Source organism: Flavobacterium sp. S87F.05.LMB.W.Kidney.N (genome assembly GCF_004366435.1).
Taxonomy (GTDB): domain Bacteria; phylum Bacteroidota; class Bacteroidia; order Flavobacteriales; family Flavobacteriaceae; genus Flavobacterium.
This window is the reverse complement of sequence record NZ_SODX01000002.1, coordinates 517,318-537,869: the sequence shown is the minus strand read 5'-3', so window position 1 is coordinate 537,869 and position 20,552 is coordinate 517,318. Positions and strand designations below refer to the sequence as shown.

Annotated in this window: 21 protein-coding genes; 1 reads left to right on the top strand and 20 read right to left on the bottom strand. The window is 34.1% G+C overall.

The annotated features are described in order from the left end of the window. Positions 1-49: 49 nt before the first annotated feature. The 18 genes from EDB96_RS08170 to EDB96_RS08085 all read right to left on the bottom strand — a co-directional run bounded on the left by EDB96_RS08170 (position 50) and on the right by EDB96_RS08085 (position 18,824). Entirely contained in the window at positions 50-796 is a 747-nt protein-coding gene (locus EDB96_RS08170) for a glycosyltransferase family 2 protein (protein ID WP_134140107.1), read from the bottom strand. A gap of 201 nt (positions 797-997) precedes the next feature. After that, positions 998-1,966, bottom strand: a complete 969-nt coding sequence (locus EDB96_RS08165; RefSeq protein ID WP_134140106.1) for a UDP-glucuronic acid decarboxylase family protein — start codon at positions 1,964-1,966, stop codon at positions 998-1,000. Positions 1,967-1,971: 5 nt separating this feature from the next. Beyond that, positions 1,972-2,790: a glycosyltransferase family 2 protein gene (locus EDB96_RS08160; protein WP_134140105.1), complete on the bottom strand. Its 819-nt coding sequence runs from the start codon at positions 2,788-2,790 to the stop codon at positions 1,972-1,974. Beyond that, entirely contained in the window at positions 2,783-3,334 is a 552-nt protein-coding gene (locus tag EDB96_RS08155) for a DapH/DapD/GlmU-related protein (RefSeq protein WP_134140103.1), read from the bottom strand. The genes EDB96_RS08160 and EDB96_RS08155 overlap by 8 nt, the downstream gene beginning before the upstream one ends. Positions 3,335-3,342: 8 nt before the next feature. Beyond that, positions 3,343-4,455, bottom strand: coding sequence for a glycosyltransferase family 4 protein (locus EDB96_RS08150; protein ID WP_134140102.1), 1,113 nt, complete (start codon positions 4,453-4,455; stop codon positions 3,343-3,345). Positions 4,456-4,459: 4 nt separating this feature from the next. Beyond that, positions 4,460-5,533 (bottom strand): glycosyltransferase, encoded by a 1,074-nt coding sequence (locus EDB96_RS08145; protein ID WP_134140101.1) that lies wholly within the window; start codon positions 5,531-5,533, stop codon positions 4,460-4,462. After that, complete coding sequence (locus EDB96_RS08140) at positions 5,530-6,696, bottom strand: glycosyltransferase family 4 protein (RefSeq protein ID WP_134140099.1); 1,167 nt, start codon at positions 6,694-6,696, stop codon at positions 5,530-5,532. Before EDB96_RS08140 ends, EDB96_RS08145 begins: the two co-directional genes overlap by 4 nt. Beyond that, positions 6,697-7,995: a hypothetical protein gene (locus EDB96_RS08135; protein WP_134140098.1), complete on the bottom strand. Its 1,299-nt coding sequence runs from the start codon at positions 7,993-7,995 to the stop codon at positions 6,697-6,699. Then, entirely contained in the window at positions 7,986-9,251 is a 1,266-nt protein-coding gene (locus tag EDB96_RS08130) for a glycosyltransferase family 4 protein (RefSeq protein ID WP_134140096.1), read from the bottom strand. The genes EDB96_RS08135 and EDB96_RS08130 overlap by 10 nt, the downstream gene beginning before the upstream one ends. Beyond that, positions 9,248-10,330, bottom strand: coding sequence for a glycosyltransferase (locus EDB96_RS08125; protein ID WP_134140095.1), 1,083 nt, complete (start codon positions 10,328-10,330; stop codon positions 9,248-9,250). The genes EDB96_RS08130 and EDB96_RS08125 overlap by 4 nt, the downstream gene beginning before the upstream one ends. Before the next feature lie 60 nt (positions 10,331-10,390). Continuing rightward, positions 10,391-11,263, bottom strand: a complete 873-nt coding sequence (locus EDB96_RS08120) for a glycosyltransferase family 32 protein (RefSeq protein WP_057116532.1) — start codon at positions 11,261-11,263, stop codon at positions 10,391-10,393. Between the two features lie 21 nt (positions 11,264-11,284). Further along, entirely contained in the window at positions 11,285-12,256 is a 972-nt protein-coding gene (locus EDB96_RS08115) for a hypothetical protein (protein ID WP_134140093.1), read from the bottom strand. 84 nt (positions 12,257-12,340) lie between these two features. Next, a complete protein-coding gene (locus EDB96_RS08110) occupies positions 12,341-13,642 on the bottom strand; it encodes a polysaccharide biosynthesis protein (protein ID WP_208326187.1) in 1,302 nt (433 codons plus the stop codon). 64 nt (positions 13,643-13,706) lie between these two features. After that, the gene (locus EDB96_RS08105) at positions 13,707-15,119 is read right to left on the bottom strand and encodes a UDP-glucose 6-dehydrogenase (protein ID WP_134140089.1); all 1,413 of its coding nucleotides are present in this window, start codon (positions 15,117-15,119) and stop codon (positions 13,707-13,709) included. A gap of 52 nt (positions 15,120-15,171) precedes the next feature. Then, positions 15,172-16,296, bottom strand: a complete 1,125-nt coding sequence (gmd, locus tag EDB96_RS08100) for a GDP-mannose 4,6-dehydratase (protein ID WP_134140088.1) — start codon at positions 16,294-16,296, stop codon at positions 15,172-15,174. A 109-nt stretch (positions 16,297-16,405) separates the two neighbouring features. Further along, on the bottom strand, positions 16,406-17,359 hold the full coding sequence (locus EDB96_RS08095) for a GDP-L-fucose synthase family protein (protein WP_134140086.1): 954 nt from the start codon (positions 17,357-17,359) through the stop codon (positions 16,406-16,408). 39 nt (positions 17,360-17,398) lie between these two features. Beyond that, positions 17,399-18,400, bottom strand: coding sequence for a mannose-1-phosphate guanylyltransferase (locus EDB96_RS08090; RefSeq protein WP_134140085.1), 1,002 nt, complete (start codon positions 18,398-18,400; stop codon positions 17,399-17,401). Next, a complete protein-coding gene (locus EDB96_RS08085) occupies positions 18,390-18,824 on the bottom strand; it encodes an adenylyltransferase/cytidyltransferase family protein (protein WP_057116542.1) in 435 nt (144 codons plus the stop codon). Before EDB96_RS08085 ends, EDB96_RS08090 begins: the two co-directional genes overlap by 11 nt. A gap of 585 nt (positions 18,825-19,409) precedes the next feature. On the opposite strand from EDB96_RS08085, the gene EDB96_RS08080 reads away from it, so the two are divergent. Further along, complete coding sequence (locus tag EDB96_RS08080) at positions 19,410-19,880, top strand: UpxY family transcription antiterminator (protein ID WP_057116543.1); 471 nt, start codon at positions 19,410-19,412, stop codon at positions 19,878-19,880. A gap of 87 nt (positions 19,881-19,967) precedes the next feature. Here EDB96_RS08080 and EDB96_RS08075 read toward each other — a convergent pair whose 3' ends face one another. Beyond that, complete coding sequence (locus EDB96_RS08075) at positions 19,968-20,171, bottom strand: helix-turn-helix domain-containing protein (RefSeq protein ID WP_057116544.1); 204 nt, start codon at positions 20,169-20,171, stop codon at positions 19,968-19,970. Positions 20,172-20,238: 67 nt separating this feature from the next. Further along, positions 20,239-20,469 (bottom strand): helix-turn-helix transcriptional regulator, encoded by a 231-nt coding sequence (locus EDB96_RS08070; protein WP_144219045.1) that lies wholly within the window; start codon positions 20,467-20,469, stop codon positions 20,239-20,241. Positions 20,470-20,552: the final 83 nt, after the last annotated feature.

Below are 20,552 nucleotides of genomic sequence, written 5' to 3'. Positions count from 1 at the left end.
TCAAAATTCTGCTGATGACTTACACTTCTTTAAAACAAATGGATCAATGTTAATGAACGATGTACTGCCTTAAAGCGATTGTTTTCTTCAAAAAAACAGTTCCAATTGCTGCTAAACCATGAAATTTATAAATCTTATAATCTTCTTGTAAAACTTCAAAAGCGCGTTTAAAACTAGTGCTCATTCCTCCCATTCTCATCTTAACGATATAAGAATCGATATAACTCATCTTAATTTTATATTTGTACAAATAGCGAAGTAAGAATTCTGTATCTGAAGCAATTTTAAAATCCAGATTGTACAAACCGTGTTTATCGATTATACTTTTCTTTAGATAAACAGTAGGATGCAATGGCAGCCAGCCTTCTTTAACTTTTTTAATACTGAAAACACCTCCTATTCGGTCTCTAATTAATCGTTCCTGCAGATCATTCGAAACATAAACTCCATCGCCGTAAACGCCGTCGATGTTTGGTTCATATTCAAAACGAGCTGCAATTCTGGTTAGAGCCTTTTTATCATAAAATTCATCATCAGAATGCATCAATCCAATAACGTCTCCTGTTGCCAGTTTAAGTCCTTTATTTATGGCATCATACATTCCTTTATCTGGTTCAGAAATGAACTGAGTTATTTTATCACTATAAGAGGAAATAATTTCCTTGGTTCCGTCTGTAGAGTTCCCATCAACGATTATATATTCTACATCATGATAATTTTGAGACAATACACTTTTAATCGCTTTTTCGATTGTATTTTTACGATTGTAACAAACTGTGATTATGGTAATTCTCATAATAATTATATTTTAAGGTGAAAATCTTTCATAATTATAAGGTAAAGCTAAAACAAAAGAATACTACTAAAAAAAGTTCTCGACGAAGCACCGTAATCCTCGTTAAAACCCAAAAAAATGAAGTTTAGGTCTTAAAAATGAGCGATCTATGTCCTTAATCAGGAAATTTAGGGAAGAAATTAGCAGCGATAATTTATGTTTTTAGTAAAAAACAGAAGAAGCTGTTTGTTGATTTAACAATAGCTTGTCAAAATAGTTAATTGTAGAAACCAAACCTTCTCTAAGCTGGATTTTAGGTTCCCAATTATTAAGTTTATTTTTTGCCAGAGAAATATCCGGCTGTCTTTGTTTTGGATCGTCTTGCGGAAGTTCGAGATGAATTATTTTTGATTTAGAATCTGTCAAGTCAATAATTGCCTGAGCCAGTTCCAGCATCGTAAACTCATTTGGGTTCCCTAAATTTACAGGTCCTAAAAATTCAGGAGCAGAACCCATCATTCTAATCATGCCTTCGACTAAATCATCAACATATTGAAAAGAGCGGGTTTGCAGTCCATCTCCAAAAATTGTAATATCTTTTCCCTGTAATGCTTGTACAATAAAATTGGAAACCACTCTGCCATCTGCCGGATTCATATTTGGGCCGTAAGTATTAAAAATTCGAATAATTTTAATGGCTACTTTATTTTGATTGTGATAATCCATAAATAAGGTTTCGGCGCAACGTTTTCCTTCATCATAGCAGGAACGAATCCCAATTGGGTTGACATGTCCCCAATAACTTTCGGTTTGAGGATGCACAAGCGGATCTCCATATACTTCACTTGTACTGGCCTGCAATACTTTAGCATTAATGCGTTTCGCTAATCCAAGTACATTAATTGCTCCCATTACAGACGTTTTTATGGTTTTAATGGGATTGTATTGGTAATGTACAGGAGATGCAGGACAGGCAAGATTGTAAATTTCATCAACCTCAGCATAATACGGTTCTGTAATATCATGTCGCACCATTTCAAAATACGGATTATCCAATAGCTCAATAATGTTAGATTTTGCTCCAGTAAAATAATTGTCCAAGCAAATTACTTCGTTTCCTTCATTCAATAATCTTTTACATAAATGTGAACCTACAAATCCAGCTCCTCCAGTTATCAGTATTCTTTTCATATATTCTATTTATTTTTGATTAAATCAATTTTTGTCTGAATTTGAAAAAAGTAATGTGACTTAAAACGTGCCAGATAAAACCCTTCTTTCCCGTCTAAAAAACCTAATTTTAAAAAGTAAGCACCAAAAAAATAAACAGCAGGCAGTAGTCCTGTATTTAAAAGTCCGTATTTAATTTTTTGATTTAAGGATAAAAGAGTGTTCTTAGATTGTTTAAGCTGTAAATACCTTTGTGCTTCCCAAGTCGAGTAAGCATTGTGTTTGTCAATGTAATGTTCTAGATTTTTAAAATCTTTATGGATAACTTTAGCATCAATAATACCAACTTTGCCTTCTATAATAGGATGTTCATGCACTTCCATATCCAAATGGCTCCATAAATCTTCATCGATTTTTTCGTAGGCTCCTTTTGATTTTTTAAAAAGTGCCGATTTTTTAAATCCATAACCATATCTCAGTTTTCTGCCCATAAAATAGTTTTCAAATTGAATGGTAAAACCATTATAAGCAGGATCTTGGGTTTTAGTTTCTACTTCGTTCACAAATTCGTCGGTTACAAATTCGTCAGCATCTAAAAACAAAATCCATTCGTTGAGAAGGTTTGCATTTTGAAGTGCCCAATTTCTTTTTTTTGGGAATTTACCATTCCATTGAAATTGCAATACTTCGGCTCCCATAGCTTTTGCTATATCTATAGTATCATCGGTGCTACCTGAATCTACTACAATTACTTGAGAAAATCGCTTTAATTTACCCAGACATGAGGGTAAATTTTGAGCTTCGTTCTTAACAGAAACGATTACGGAAATTGGAATTTTATTCAAAGCTTCTAGATTTTATTAATTTGGCAGGATTTCCTGCTACGATAGTATTTTTCTCGACATTTTTGGTTACTAAACTTCCTGCACCTATAATTGCATTTTCGCCAACTGTTACGCCTGGCATTATAAGTGCTCGCGCTCCTATAAAAACTCCTTTATGAATTGTTATTTTTTTGGTAATCAAATTCATTGACGGATTATCAAAGGCGTGGGTTCCAGTACACAAATACACTTCCTGCCCTACTGTGGCGTGCTCAAATATTTCTACAATGCCAAGCGTGTAGGCGTTGGCACGATCTCCCAGACAAGCATGATCGTGAAGAATTAGATTCCACGGAATTTGAATTCTCGCTCTTTGGTGCACAAATGGTTTTCCGTAAATTTTACAGCCAAATAATTTGAGCCAAAATAATCTCCAGGCATTAGCCGGTTTTGGAGTCCAGACACAAAATAATAACCAAACATATTCCCAAACTATCATTTTAATTCGCTGCGATACTGACCATGGTGAATCGTAAGGCGAATTTTGTGAGTATTCTTGTTCCATTATTGTTATTATTTGATTTTCATAGACTCAAATTCATTTAAGAACTCACCTGCTAATTTTTCGTTAGAGTGAGTCTCGTTTACCTTTAAGCCTGCTCTTGCTAAATCATTGAGCTGTGAGGGGTTATTGATTAAATCTTTAAGGTATTGATTTAAAATTTCGACTCTTTTCTCCACACGATGATCGAAACACAAACCGTTTTTATTATGAATTAAAAAATCTTTGAAACAATCTAAATTGGAAACTATTGTTGCACAGCCCCAGCTCATGGCTTCTAATGGGGAGACTCCAAATGTTTCGCCTTTTTCTGCTACTGAAGGATAGACAAATACGGAAGCTTTGGAGTACATTTCGTTTAATTTGTCCATATCAAAAATAGGTTCCAGAAATCTCACATTGCTGTCTTTTGCCAGCTGTTTTAGTTCTTCTAAATAAGCTTCTCCGCCTCCTCCGGTTTCTGTAGAATAAGGTCCTACAATAAGCAGCCTCCAGTCGTTTGTGTCTAAAGAGGCAAAAGATTTAATTAAAATATCTAAACCTTTTTCAGGATGAATTCGCCCTGTGTATAGTATTATTTTTTCCTTTTTTGAAAAATCAACAGCTTTTGTATTTCTAAAAGGCAGTGTATTAGGTATCATTACCACTTTATCAAAATACTCTTTTTTGATTTCGTCTTTTATTGCTTTTGCAACTGGGGTTGAATTTGCGCGTAATCTGGAATTTTTGGTGTAAAATCTCATCTGCCCCTTAGGCATTCTAGATACATCAATCATACATTTTTTCTTTTGATTGGATGTTAAAAGAATGGGAAGCCAAAAAGTATTAGAAATAATAACGTCTGTATTATTGGCTATTTTTCGGACGGCTTTTAAAGTGTAAAAGAGATCTAAAATTTTAAGAACAATACCAGAAGAGGGAACTTTGTAACCTTTAACCCTAACGTGATTGATTCCGCCTTCGCTTTCAACATTTAAAAATCCTTCGTACGATTTTGATATGTAATTTACCTCATGACCTTGATTAACAAATTCTTTTGCCAAACCGTACCACATTTTTTCTACAGCACCGCCCAATAATGGCGGAACGGGGAAAAAAGCGCCTTGAACTATTGTTATTTTCATTGCCTTACATAGTTTTATATAATTCAACCATTTTCTTTCCTACTGTTTTTATGTCGTATTTATCTATTATTAATTCTCTGCCATGTTTTCCCATCATTTCTAAGAGCATGTTTGAAGAATTAAAAACTTTAAGCAAAGTCTTTTCTAAATTTGTAACCGATAAATCAATCCACCACCCGCATTTGTGTATTTCCAAATCTTCCCACGGCGTACCGTGCGTTGTTATTACCGGAACGGCTACTGCCAGTGCTTCGGCGACAACAATTCCGAAATTTTCGCTGTGAGTTGGAAGAACCATTACATCTGCAGATCGTAAAAAATCCCATTTGTCTTCTCCGTATTTTGCCCCTACAAAACGGACATTTTTTAAATCCTCGACGCTCTTAATTAAATTTGTTACGTATTCTTCTTCACCAGTACCTGCAATTTCTAGCGTCCAGTCTTCTGTATTACTTGTTCTCCAAGCATCTATCAGTAATTCTACACCTTTTTTAGGATGAATTCTTGACATGAATATCATCTTTTTGGTTCCATATTTTTCCTTGATTTTTTTGACATCTCTTAAATAAATACCGTTTGGAATAATATGAATTGGATTTTTAAACCCTAATGCTTTAATATTTTCAGCTTCCATATCAGCGGTTGCGTGAAGGCAAACCGATTTATTTATGGCATGTTTTTGATATAAAAAAAGAGCTATTCTTTTTTTCAGCGGATTATGAGCCAGAATCCAAGGCTCCAGCATTCCGTGAGGAGAAACGATTACTTTTATTCCCAATTTTTGAGCTGTTTTTTGAAAGATCCAATTTTGAGGGCTCCAAATTCCGTTGATGTGTACAATATCTGGTTTTTCGTTTTCAAGAAAAATGCGGTACTCATTTGCCAAAGAAAACCAGCGTAATAAACTGTTATTAAAAAATTTAATTGATACTCCGTCGATAGAAATAGGATCTTTGGACATTCCTGTAGCGATGCTAAACGAAGTATCGTTTTTTAATGCTTTGCTTAACAAACGCATATATTCTGTAGTGCCGCCGCCGCTTTTATCGATACTGGCTATATAGTGAATTACTTTCATACAATTTGATTAATTTCTTTATAAACAACTTCAATAGCATTTAAAGAATGTTCGGTGGTAAATTTTTGAGATTGTTTTAATGATTTCTCCATCAATTCCTTCATTTGAAGTGTATCCAGAGTAATCAGTCTTTCTAAAATTTTTGCCGAATCTTCTTTCCATTTTTTTAAATGCAATTCATCATTAGGTCTTTTGTCAATGTAAAAAGCTGCTGGTCCGCCCACTTCGTTCATAGGAGATCTATTAGTGGTTATGACTGGACAACCCGAAGCCATTGCTTCGATTATAGGCCATCCAAAACCTTCGTCAAGAGAAGGAAACAAAAGACAAACAGCCCCAGAATATGCATTGTTAATATATTCATCAGATAAATTACTAACAAAATGAATATCTTCTTTATAAGGTGATTTTTGATGTAAATCAGACAATTCCTCTGAAGGTTCTGAGCCTATTAAAAGCAGCGGAATCTTTTTTTTACTTATTCCGCGCCAGAAATCATATATTTCTATTACGCCTTTTCTGTTTTTATAATATTGATTTCCACCAATATGCATAATATATCCATCTGTCAATTCTATATTTAATTTAGCTTTCAATAAATTGCGGGATTCAATTGGAGATAATGGATGAAACGGACGATTTAATCCATTGTAACATACTGCAGAGTTCACAATTTTGCCTTGATGCAGCTCGTGCAGATCTTCTTGTGTTTTTTTTGAAATTGAAATAAAATTTTTCCCTTTTGAAAAGCCATTTCTAATATAATTTTGATATTTCTTACCTGAAAATGATGTTGGATTTTCTGGAATATTCCCTAAAGCCGATTTCAAGGCTAAAAAATCATGACAGTGCACTACATGTTTTTTATTTTTTACCAAAGGAACCCAAGGTCCTAAAGCCTGATCTGTAAATACAAAAAGAGTATCTTTTGAAGCTCCCAGCAGTTTGAACCTTACTTCTAGCGGAAAAATAATGTATTGGTCTACATACCCTAACCACTTTTTTAAAGACTTAGAACTTGGAAGTTTGTAAAATCGAGCTTTCGGACTCCAAATTTCTACTTCATGGTCTCTTTCTGTCATTCCGTTGAACAGCATATTAGCATAACGGGGCATACTTTGGTGATCTAAAAAAGAAGGATGTGCAAAAAGAACAATTTTCATTTATTCGGTTTTCGGTTTGATATTTATACTTGCTACTAATAAACCTGTAGCAACTACCGCGCAGCCCAGCATACTTGGCTGTGCCCATTGGCCTTGAGTAATCATAAATAAAGCCGTTCCGCAAAATGTTACCGGCAGTAATTTGTATGCACTTGGTAATTTAATTGATTTTAAAAACAGACTGATTGCTAAAACCAATCTTAAAACAATAAGGCCGCCGCCCAGAATCAGTCCTTGTTCTCCTCCGACTCGATTCAATTCTCCTTCAGAAACTAAGAAATCTCTTTTTCCTACTAACATTTGTGCACCAGCATTGGTTCCCATTCCGAGATTGCCCACAAATAAAGGTGCTTTTAATAATGAAACTATGGGCTCGGTAAATCCTGATATCGCTCTGGTAAAAAATGAATCTTTCATACCGCCGCCCTGAGTATTTGCAGTTTCGACCCTGCTCATAAAAACTTCTGTTCCTAAACTAAAAATTGTTGTCGTTTTTTGTAAAACTGTAAATAAAACAAAGATTACTACAACAGTAAATGCCAGTCTAATTATCGATTTAACACTTGTAGATGAACCTAAAAAAGTAAATAAACCTACTAAGATTACGCCTCCAACCGAAGTTCTGCTTACTGTAAGAGGCAAAGCAATCAGCAAGGCGATGGTGCTTGAAATAAGCAGAATCTTAGAACAAGCTTCTTTAGACATCCAAAAATAAAAGACAAAAACAGAAACTAAAATGTAATAAGCCGATAATCCCGTTGTAAAAGAAAATGTCCCTGATGGACGAAAATAGCCCATCGAACCAGAAAAACCTGCACTTCCTTCTCCTCCAACTCCAACATTAATAAATGCAGTCTGCGGACTTATAAATTGAAAATAAACGATTAAGGTTACCAGAATATTTATTGCCAGCATCACACGTCCAAATTTCAATATGTCTTCTTTCTTAAAAACTTCTCCAATTATAAAAATCAAAGGAAAATGAAGCAGCATAATCCTTGCTCCATAAAGTCCTACGAAAAGATTTTCATGTCCAAAAGTCAATGTTACCGCCAATCCTAAAAGCGTAAAAATGCTGCTTAAAACCACATAGCCGTTTACAAATTTTACATGCAGATAAAAAGCCCGCAGGATAATGTAAACTGCAATTGGATCACGCACTACTAATAAAGGCGTTGCCAAACTTGGCAAAATCCATTTACGCAAAGCACCTTCAAAAATCCATAGTAAAAAATAAAGCCATATCGCTATTTTTATAGATTTGTAATTTGGTGCCGCTATTTCGTTTGTTATATCCATTTATCCCAATTTTTTATAAAACTCAAAGAAGAAAGTGCATCTGCCATTTCTTTTCCATATACCGACCAAGGTCTGGTCTTCGCTTTATTTTGTGCTGCAAGCCCAAATTTTTCTACCAATTCAGGTTTCTCAAGTATTTTTGTAATTACTTCTTTCAATGCTTTTGACGAACCTGCTGGTACAATCCAGCCGTCTTCGCCATCTTTTATTAAATCTGGTCCTGCTGTACGATCGGTTGTAATTACTGGGATTCCCTGCGACATTGCTTCTGTAATTACCAATCCAAAACCTTCAAAAAGAGAAGGAAATACAAATACATCGTGTTCTCTCATACAGGCCAGCACTTGATCATGAGATAAGGATGGAATCCATTTGTGTTTTTCTAATGCACGGTTTAGTGAAGCACAATTGGGCACGGCTTTTTGTCCTACAATTGTCAACTCTACTTTGTCCTGCAGTCCTTCAACAGCTTCAAACAAATAAGAAAGTCCTTTTCGCTGTGATAAGCCGCCTATAAACAAAACTTTAAGCTTTCTATTAACAAGCGGCGGATATTTCTTTTCTGCTGTAACTTCTGGAAATCCATACGGAATCACTTTTATTTCTGCTAAGTCTCCAGAATATTCTTCAAGTGTTTTTTTGGTAAAACTGCTGGCTACAAAAATGATATCGGCCAAAGCCAGTTCTTGATCTTTTTTATTTAACTTTTTTGAAGAATCATTAAAACCGGTAAGTGTACTTGACCAGTCTGGATTAATAATAAATTCTTTTTGCATTAATGATCGAGAACTTTTCCAATAGCCAATAGGCAGGTCGTAAATACAATACAGTCCTAATTGTTTTGCTTCTATAAAAGTTGACAGCGCGCCATCTTCATAGGCATAAACGCCAGATAATCCTTGTTTTTTGGCTTTCGCTAAAGTATTGGCTACCCAATTATCGTGTTTTTGATATATTCTGTCAATACAGAAAAAACCCTTTTCGTGTGTGATTAAAAAGTCTAATTTGAATTTTGAAGTCAGCAGACGTCCAAACTCAAAAAAAGATTTTGAACGTGTATAAGGCTGCCATGCTGTATCTAAACTTCTTCTTTTTAAATCTTTTAACTTCGGATTATTGCCTAACTTATATAATATTTGACCCGGAAATATTGCAATTGAGGTAAATAATTTAAAAAGCTGCTGTTCTTTTAATAACCCATTGATCAAATTTTTTGAATTTGCATTTAAGGTCGGATGTGAGACCAGCACTTTCATGATATAGAAATTGAATTAATAAATTGTGATGCAATGCCGTTTAAATCAGAAACCTCAAGATTCATTGGAACTATATTCAAATTATTTTTTTCGTATTTAATGATTTGCGGTATAGTATATTGTCCTTGAGTTGGTGTCCAGTTTCTAGAAACACAAATTGTATTTATTTGATGCTCTTTGTAAGCTGCATAAACGCCGCTTTTTTCTGTCTGGAAATAAGGTGTTGTCGAAATTCCAAAATCACTGTCTAAGAGTACTTGCGATATTACATTTTCAGCTTGTATTCCTAGAACTTCATACTCTATATTATAATTTTCTAATATCTTGGTGCAGTTCGTTAGCTGAGGACCATTGTTCCCAATAAAAACAAATTTTAGAGGCTTACTAAATGTATTTGAAGTTTTCATCAAATCATCAACAAAATCTTTAAAAGGAGCTCCGTTATGAATTGTACCAAACAAAACAAACTGTGTAAATTCCTGCGTTTCTTTTTTCACAGCTGTCAGCGGTATGTTGCCGCAAATTGGCAGTACTTCTGCTGTAATATTTTGTGATTGAAGAAAGAATTGGTATAATTTATTTTGGGTATTAATCGAATGCGTTTTAGTATTATGAACTATTTTCTTGGCTATTACCTGTTGCAATTTGCCAATAACTTTGTGCCTGATTGAAGATTCTGAATCTATTCCTAACCACAACTCATGAAACATAATATGCCACTTATGATTTCCTCTTATTTTTTTTAAATAAGAAGGCAACCAAAATGGCAATCCTTTCGGATTAAAACTGTACGGTACATATTGTAAAGAAATCCAATCGGGTTCTAAATCTTTTATAACATTTTGTAGTAAAACTAAGCGCTCATTATGATCTGCGATTATAGGAATTCTATGAACTGTAACTGGAGTTTGTTCTGCAATTTGATTTTCAGTAGTAAAAAAAGTAATCTGCTGATCGCATAAGGCTAAAATCTGAGCTTGATGGCCAGATCTTATCAGCATGCCGCATAAACGGCGAGTATAATCGCCTACGCCGTCATTGCCAATTTCGGCAGAACCGCAAATGAAGAGAATATCCATTTTTTGATTTTAATTATAAATTATAGAATCATCAGGTTTAATAATTTCCTTACTTACAAGTCAGGAAACAATCTTAATCAATGTCTTGATGGTGTTGTAGGATACTTTTTTTATATGTTTGGAGGTACGGGAAGTTTTCTTAAAACCTTTATCAATAAAGTTGACAACTGGGAATATTCGAGGATAATGATTTCGCACTAAATGCATAAATTTTTCAATTCCTTTTTTTCCTCTCCAGCTTCCATTAATTAGATGGATAGCGTACGATTCTTTATCTAAATAAATTGAGTTTCCTACTAATATATTGGATGGGAGAATGAGCATATTCTCTTTTAAGATTTGTTCTTTGTCTTGATAGGTATATCCGTATTTTTCGGCGACTGGGGTTATTACAGAACCTATTATTACTTTTTTTAAATCGATGGTTCCGTCATCAGCAAATAATTGCAGATTCTTGTATTGGTCTAAACAATCTTTAATGTAAGGATGTTTGGGTACTGAAGCAAAAATGGCACCTTGAATAGCAAAACCCATTATTGGTTTTCCGGCAGTTTTAGGCAGGAAGGAAGAATTTAAACGCTGCATTCCCCCATCTTCTTCAAACAATCCAGGATGTATTTCATGGGCACTAAAAAACCCATAATCAAACCATTCTTCTTTAAAGGGTTTAAGTATTCGAACATCTGAATCTAGATATAGTCCGCCCTCAGTATATAAGGCATATAGACGAATGTAATCTGCCGCGAAAGCCCATTTTTTGGCCAGCAATGCCTCTTTTACAAAAGGTATCGAATCAAAATCAAAACTATCCTTGTCCCACAAACGGATATTAAATTCTGGCAAATGAATTTTCCAAGTTTCAATACATTCTTTTATAAATGGAGTATATTCTTCTCCGCTAAACCAGCATATATGAATTGTTTTTGGAATCATAATTTATTATCCTTTTTTAGATTAAACTCTATAAAACCTCCCTAAGAACTTGCTGATTTTAATAGCTATTTGTTTTTTTCTAATTTCTCTTCTCGAGTGCGCTAAAATTGGACTTTTAGAATATTCCCAGTATACTACATCTTCTTTTCTTGGTATTCTCCCTTTAAAAAATCTTGCAAAGTGATTTATTCTCCAAGGTTTTGAACTTCCTAATGCATGAATCATGGTTGCTTCTCCGGGAATAAAACCCATTCCGTCTTTTCCAATGTAACTTATCTTACCATGATAGGCTTCGATAGTTGCGTTTAAAGCATCTTGATCTGATTTATCAAAAAACTGAAATCCTTCCCTTCTTAATATGGTTGAATTATGCACCTGATTTAGAAATATCGATTTATCTAGTCCGCCTATTGCGTCGCCCATTCGCTCTTGAAGTTTAATCCACAACTTTAAAAAAGAAATATTTTTTTTACTGAGTCCAACAAAACCGCCATTTACATAAATCTGGTTTTTAAACTGTAAATCAATATTATAATTTTTAAAATAGTCTCTCCATCCTTGTCTGCGCGGATGAAATTCCTGTAAAGGCGAATTAATGTCTTCGCAAACGGCCACACCGCATTGAACCCATTGTTCAAAGCATGTCCACGAATCAACAACAACAATATCTGGATCAAAATAGAATAGCGCATCTGCATCTTTTGCAGGACCTTCCCATAATTCCAGCATAAAATCTGGTTTGTAATTCGTAAGACTGTAGCTCGTAACGAGCTGCAAAAAAACGAGTTGAATGCCGTCAACAGGACTTACGGTAATTGCGTCCTTCCATTTACCAATGTGTTCTTTTTTGTCTTTTGAAACCCAATCTGGCAATGATCCTCGATAACCTACATAAACAGTTCCACGAAACCCTTTTATGTATAACGAATTAGAAAGGGTAGCAACTCCATAATGGTAATGTCCCTCAAATAAGGTGCAAACAGCTGAAATCATATCTTATTATGTTCTTTTTTTTATAAAACGTGCAGTACTCCTGTCTAAATTCATTTACAGGCTTTTATTATTTACAATGATGACTTATGAGACATCTTCATATTCTTGATTTTTTAGTAGAAGAATATGATACAAACAAAACAGAACAGTTTGGACAACGGATACTAATCCTAAAGCTATATTAAAATATAAAACTCCTCTCAAATTGCTCAAATCCAGCAGACTTGCAAAACCAATAATGGCAATTAAATTGATTAAAATTACCGCTATTGGCGACATCGCCCAGCCTCGTGAACTATATAAATTAAAAACGATTCCGCTGAATAATCCAATACAGCTGCTGATGATGCTTAATAATAATTCAAACGATAATCCTTCATAAGCATCTCCTAGAAGCCATAAAATTGGAGCGGGAAATAAATAAACCGCCAGCACAATTAAACTTAGTAAAACCGCCAAAAATCCCATTATTTGAAAAAAACGTGTCAATAAAAGGTATTTTTGCGTCGCCAATTTGGCAAATCGCGGCACTATTAATGTTGCAATAATTACATTAAAAATTGTTAGCATTACGCTCAATCTGCCTAAGGCTCCCAATTGTGCCAATGAAGTTGTGTTACCAAAAACTGAAATCAGCCAAATTGTAATCTGACCCGAAAGACAATAATAAATTGAGGTTGGTAAAATGCGTTTAACTAAGCTTAATATTTCCCTTTTAACTTTTGCATCAGGCTGCTGATCTTTAGCTGCCATGCTGTACACTATTTTTCGTAAACCAATATTTCCCCAGATTCTAGGTATTCCTGCCGCCAAAATGGCTACAAAAGAAAATGGAAAAATAAACATGGTTAATGCCGAAAGTATTAACCTCACAATTCCCACGCCGACTTGATTTTTCTGCAAAGGCAAAATTGTCTGATTCAATTTCGGAATAATTTCTAATAACGAGTCGGACAAAGCTGCATAAAAAGCAGGAATCAAAGCTATTACAATGAAAATTGCTGCAATCCAGCTGGCTCCATTATGCAGTAATAAATAAAATAAGATTGGTACGGAAACTAATAAGCTTGCTACTGCAAATTTTTTCCTTAAATCTAAACCTGTTGCCAAAACGGCACCCATTTTTTCTTTATTCTCCCACACTTTTCCGCCCTGTGCCATTACTCCGGTAATTATTCCTCCATCAGCAAGAACAGTCATTGTCCCGAGCATGGTATTGGCCAAAGTATAAAAAGCATATTCCTGAACAGACAACAATCGAATTATTAAAATCCCAGAAGCAAATCCTAAAGCTTGTATCAGAATTTGCGCACTTCCTGTAATTGAAATTAATTTGCCCCAATTGATAACAGTATCATACTTAGGGTGTTGTTTGAGCTTTATCAAAATATTTTTCAAGAAATAGAAATAAAAAGATTAAAAAATAGATTCTTTTTTACAATTGATAAGTTTAACCTTTCCCAATTCCTTTAATCTGAAAACCAATTGCGGCTAATTTTTCTGCATCCAAAATGTTACGTCCGTCAAATACAAAAGCAGGTTTGTACATATTGATGTAAATCAAATTCCAATCGTAGGTTTTAAATTCATCCCACTCTGTTAAAACAGCAACTGCGTGCGCCTGATGGAGCGCTTCAATTGGTGATTGGTAAACAAAAATCTGTTTGAGTTTTAAATCGATTTTTTGTTCTGTGAGTCCTTTTAATTCCCATAAATAGCGCATATCGTCTTTGACTTTTGCTTCAGAAACTTTAGGATCATAGACATGAATTTCTGCTCCGTCTTCAATAAGATGTTCCGCTACATAAATCGCCGCCGACTCACGGGTGTCATTGGTATCTTTTTTAAATGCCCATCCCAAAAATGTTATTTTTTTACCACTGACTGTATTAAAAAGAGAGGTAATAATTTTTTTTGCAAAACGATATTTTTGGTAATCATTTAGGATAATTATCTGCTCCCAATAATTGGCAACTTCTGGCAAATTAAAATAGCGGCACAAATAGACTAAGTTTAAAATATCTTTTTGAAAACAAGATCCTCCAAAACCTACAGAAGCTTTAAGAAATTTAGAACCAATTCTACTGTCAGTCCCAATTGCACCAGCAACCTCATCAACATCTGCTTCTGTAACTTCACATAAAGCAGACAAGGCATTAATAGAAGAAATTCTCTGTGCTAAAAATGCATTGGCCGTTAATTTTGATAATTCTGAAGACCAAACATTCGTAGTTAAAATCTGTTCTGGAGACAACCAATGTGCATAAATATCGACTAAAGATTGAATAGCTTTTTGACCGCTTTCTGTTTGGTTTCCTCCAATTAAAACACGGTCGGCATTTAATAAATCATTGATTGCTGTTCCTTCTGCCAAAAACTCAGGATTAGAAAGAACTTCAAATTTAAATCCGTTTCCAGTATGATCTAGAATAGTCTGCAAAGTCTCTGCTGTTCTAACCGGAAGTGTCGATTTTTCGACTATAATTTTATCGTTCTTCGCTATTCTGGCTATTTGTCTGGCGCATAACTCAACAAATTTTAAGTCAGCAGCCATTCCTTTGCCTTCTCCATAATTTTTTGTTGGTGTGTTTACAGCTATAAAAATCATATCAGCAGCTTCGATGGCGCTGTCTACTTCTGTAGAAAAAAACAAATTACGTCCTCTCGCTTCACGAACAACATCTGCAAGTCCAGGTTCATACACAGGAAGATTGTCTAAATTTTCATCATTCCATGCCGCAATACGGCTTTTATTTAAATCGACAACAGTTACTTTAATTTCTGGACATTTCAATGCGATAACAGACATTGTAGGACCACCTACATAACCAGCACCTAAGCAGCAAATATTTTTGATTTTCATTTAAATATCTTTTTTGGGAGGCGAATAATTTTCGTTTTTGGAAACTAATTAGTTATTCGAAATAATTCATTATCGAAAAACCGCATTCTTTTAAAAGCTGCTCTTTTCTCATTAATTTTATATCAGACTGCATCATTTCCTGTACTAATTCAGATAACTCATATTGACATTCCCAGCCTAGTTTCTTTTTAGCTTTTGTAGGATCGCCTATTAGTAAATCTACTTCTGTTGGTCTAAAATATTCTGAATCTACTGCCAATACTTCTTTCCCAATTGGAAGCTGATAATCTGGATTACTGCAAGAAGCTATATATCCTTTTTCATCTATTCCTCTGCCTCTAAATTCTAATTCGATACCTACTTCGGCAAAACTCATTCGGACAAATTCACGAACAGGGGTAGTTTTTCCTGTAGCAATTACCCAGTCTTCAGCTTCTTCTGCCTGCAAAATCATCCACATCATTCGCACATAATCTTTGGCATGTCCCCAATCTCTTTGGGCATCAAGATTTCCTAAATAAAGTTTATCCTGCAATCCCAACGCAATTCTTGAAGTTGCTCTGGTAATTTTACGTGTTACAAAAGTTTCTCCACGAATAGGAGATTCATGATTGAACAAAATACCATTGCAGGCGTACATTCCGTAAGCTTCTCTGTAATTTACAGTTATCCAGTAAGCGTACATTTTGGCTACTGCATAAGGTGATCTTGGATAAAAAGGTGTTGTTTCTGACTGTGGTACTTCTTGTACTTTTCCATACAACTCCGAAGTTGAAGCTTGATAGATTCGAGTTTTGTTTTCTAATCCAAGTAAACGAACGGCATCCAAAAGTCTCAGAGTTCCCAAGGCATCAACATTTCCTGTATATTCAGGAGTTTCAAAAGAAACTGCCACATGACTCATAGCAGCCAAATTATAGATTTCATCAGGTTGAATTTCCTGAATCAAACGCGTCAAATTTGTACTGTCGGTCATATCTCCATAATGCAGAATAAAATTTCTGTTTTCTATATGAGGATCTTGGTATAAATGGTCAATTCGATCGGTATTAAATGAAGACGAACGTCTTTTTAATCCGTGTACTATATAGCCTTTTTCTAATAAAAATTCACTTAAATAGGCTCCGTCTTGTCCTGTCACTCCTGTAATGAAGGCTGTTTTTTTTAATAGATTCATAATGTAATTATAAGGCACAAAGGCATTATGCTGCAATGTTGCAATGTTTGATAAAGTCTTATTTGTAAAGTTTTTGGGGAGAGATTTCCAGATTAAAAGAATGGACTGATTAGTAAATCTTTTCTTTTAAGTTTTCAATGTTTTCTAGAAACCAATTGTAGGTTTTTTGGATTCCTTCTTCTAAGTTCACTTGGTGTTTCCAGCCAATATTATGCATTTTAGAAACATCCATTAATTTTCGCGGAGTGCCGTCAGGTTTGCTTTCGTCCCAAATAATATCTCCGGTATGACCCACAATCTTTTGTATCGTAACAGCCAGATCCTTAATAGTTAAATCTTCTCCTGTTCCTACGTTGTACAAATATCCCGGAAGCTGATTTTCTACAGCAAAAACTACGGCTTCTGCCATATCATCTACAAATAGAAATTCGCGCATGGGTTTACCAGTACCCCAAAGTATTACAGAAGCATTATTGTTTTCTTTAGCTTCATGAAATTTGCGAATCATAGCTGGCAGAACGTGAGAGCTGTTCAAATCAAAATTGTCGTGAATTCCGTATAAGTTTGTCGGCATCAAACTCAAAAAATCTTTTTTAAACTGCTTGCGTATTGCTTGACATAATTTTACACCAGTAATTTTTGCCAAAGCATACCATTCATTAGTACTTTCTAAAGATGCTGTTAGCAGGTATTCTTCTTTTAATGGCTGTATTGCTAATTTTGGATAAATACATGAACTTCCTAAAAAGATAAATTTGCTTACACCCAAATTATGCGCTTCGCTAATCAAGTTGTTTTGAATTTGCATGTTTTCCATCAAAAACTGATACGGATAATCATTGTTTGCCAAAATTCCGCCCACTTTTGCAGCGGCATCAATAATAACGTCTGGTTTAATTTCTCCTAGAAAATCACGAACTGAGTCTTGTTCTCTTAAATCCACTTCTGTGCTTGAAGCTCCAATAAGATTATGATAACCTTTTGCAGTCAAGGTTCTCCAAATGGCACTTCCTACCATTCCCTTATGTCCAGCAATATATATTGCAGCATTTTTATCAATCATATCAGGCTCTTTTTTATTGATTCTTTTAAGAGTTTTATTTTATAATAATGGAGAAGCAATTGATTCTAATTGCTGGTAGACTTGTTTTACTTCCTGCGAATTTTCTTTTTGCAAAACCATTAGAGCATCGGCAGTGTAAATCAAAATGCAATTTTTAACCCCAATAAAAGTGGTATGCATTGAAGTTCCTATTACAATATTTCTGTTGACATCTATTGGATGGTCTTTCTCAACCAAATAATCATAAACCGATTCAAAAGAACCCAAATCTGACCATTCGAACTGAGCTGGAACTACTTTTATGTCTTTACTTCGCTCCATAACGGCATAATCAATGCTTATGGAAGGAATAGTAAGTGATAATTCATAATCTAAAAAACCATCTTTATTAGATTCCCAAACTGCTTTTGATGCCCAATAAACTTCTGGTTCCTGCTTTTCAAGTTCGCTTAAAAACTTTCCAGCTTTAAAACAAAAAAGGCCGCTATTCCAGAAATAATTTCCGTTTTTCAGATACATTTTTGCTGTTTCTAAATTTGGTTTTTCATGAAATGCAATTACATTTTCACCTTCAAATTCGATATAGCCGTAGCCCGTTTCTGGTTTTGCTGGTTTTATTCCAAAGGTTACTAGATAATCCTGATTGGCTAATGCAATTGCACGTTGTAAAGCAGCTGGATATGAATCTTCGCCATCTATAATATGATCCGATGGTGTAATCAATAAAACATCTTCTGGCTTTGATGCAAAAGCTGCAAACGCAATTGCCGCAGCTGTGTTTCGGGGAACTGCCTCTATAATATGAGTAAAAGGTCTATTGAATTTAGACATAATGAGATTACTCATTTTGTAATTTTCAATATTTCCTACTACTATCATTTTGTTTGAAACATTTTGATTGCGGGCCACCGTTTTTTCGAAAAGCGACTCACCGTCAAAAAGTTCCAGATATTGTTTAGGCAGTGTTTTTCTGGAAAGAGGCCACAACCTGCTGCCAATTCCGCCAGTTAAAACAACATGTGTTACAGAACTAATTGCCATTAGAGTGCATTAAAATTTCTTTTTGATACACTTCATTACGAAGGTTAGTGCTCGAAAAACGGTGGTCTCTGGTATTAAAATACAATTCGATTCCTTTTTCTTCACAATAGGTCCTTCCGGTAAAATCTCTGTCTTTGTATTCGTCACCTACAATGCGCACATCGAGAGTAAAAGATTTTAGAATGTCTTCTAAGTCTTGTTCTGTAGCGTACGGAACAATTTCATCAACAAACTTACACGCTTTTAACTGTATGTAACGCTCTACTACAGTTTGTGTTGGTTTATTTTTTGTCGGGCGATCTAATGTTGGATCTGTTTGTAGACCAACAATTAAATAATCACAATGTTGTTTTGCTTCTTCAAGCATTTTAACGTGCCCTGCATGTAACAAATCAAAAGCACTAAATGTTATTCCAGTTCTCATCTGCTTAATGTTTTAAATTAAAAAATATGTTTGTTAATGTAGAATTGTCGGGTAAAAAAATAAACCGTTTTATTGGGGTTTCGGCGGTTTTTTTAAAATTTTGAATAAGGGTTCCCCGTGAATAGTTACATTCTAACTACTCAAAAAAGAAAAAATAAATGGTAAAAAACTTTTAAAATTTTGCTCCTATATTAGTATCAAAAAATTTTTATTTCTGCATTAAAAAGCTCGAAACCAAAATCAAATAATATCAATTTGTCTAGAACAATAATTTAAGATAAAATTATGATAATACGGCTGATGAGAAATTTCGTTTTTGTTGCTAAATGTCCTTAATAAGGAAATTTTAGCATAAAAACCATCAGTGATTTTAGTGTCCTCGAATTAAATTTACATCTTAGTTTGTATACAAAACCATATCATATCTTAATGATGGTTTCCAGATACTGCAACATATAATTTAATGGAAAACATTTGGCTTACACCAATCAATGTATAGACTATTATCCATTAAAAGAGAATTACCAATATAACGGCTTAAGCTATTTTAAACAACTAATTTACAAATACAATAAATTAAGGATTATGAAATGGTATGTAGTATACACAAAACCTAAATGGGAAAAAAGAGCCGCAGAACAATTAACTAAGTTTAATATCAATTGTTATTGTCCTGTGATTAAAAAAATTCAACAAAGATCAGATAGGAAAATAAAGGTAGAAGTGCCATTGTTTAATCATTACATATTTGTACAATTAGCAGAAAAAGATAGAAACTTAGTATTTCATTCTCCTGGAGTAGTGCGATTTTTATTCTGGCTTGGAAGACATGCTATTGTAAAGGATCAAGAAATTGAGACTATTAAAGAATGGCTTAATACTGGAGACACAGCTTCAGAAATATCTGTTATGCAATACCAAATTGGAGATAAAATTCATTTGAATTCTGGCCCTTTCTGCGATCAAAATGCAGTGGTAAAAGACATTACAAAAACGCATTATGTTTTAATTCTAGAATCTTTAGGGTACGTTTTAAAAGTAAAGCATAAATCATAAAACGAAAAAAGAGTTTTTTAAGATATCCCTGATGATCTTAAGTAAACTCTTTTTTAAAATTTCAAAATGAAGATTGCGTTTTGAAAATTAATTATCTAATTGAAAAATCTGGCTTTTTTTGATTCCTAAAATCTTTACTAATTGGTCTAGCTTTGATAGTTTAAGATCGACCATTCCTTGTTCGATTTTTTCGTACTTTTTGACACTAATTTCCATTTGAATTGCAACATACTCGGGGGTGTGATTATTTTGCAACCGATACTCTCTAATTTTTAAATAGTAATTTTCCATAATCGTATTTTTTATTACTAATTCTAATTGGTTAAAGTTTGATTAATAATTAATTGCGATGGGTATTCTATCTCGTTTCACTAAAAAAAATGGATACATCAAATTTAAATATGAACTCTATTGAGACCTCTAAAACTTTTGAAATTTCGATTAATTTAGAGACCGTTAAATCAACATCGCCTCTTTCAATTTTGCCATAACCGCTGGTACTCATTTTTAATTCAGCAGCTACATATTCCCTAGTGAAATTTTTTAATTCTCTTATCTTTCTAATATTTTCGTATACACTGTATTTCATAAAAAGTAAAAAATAAAAAATATAAATAATCTTATTTGAAGTTACTGTTAGAACTATTACTAAATCTTGACAGTAAGTCATTC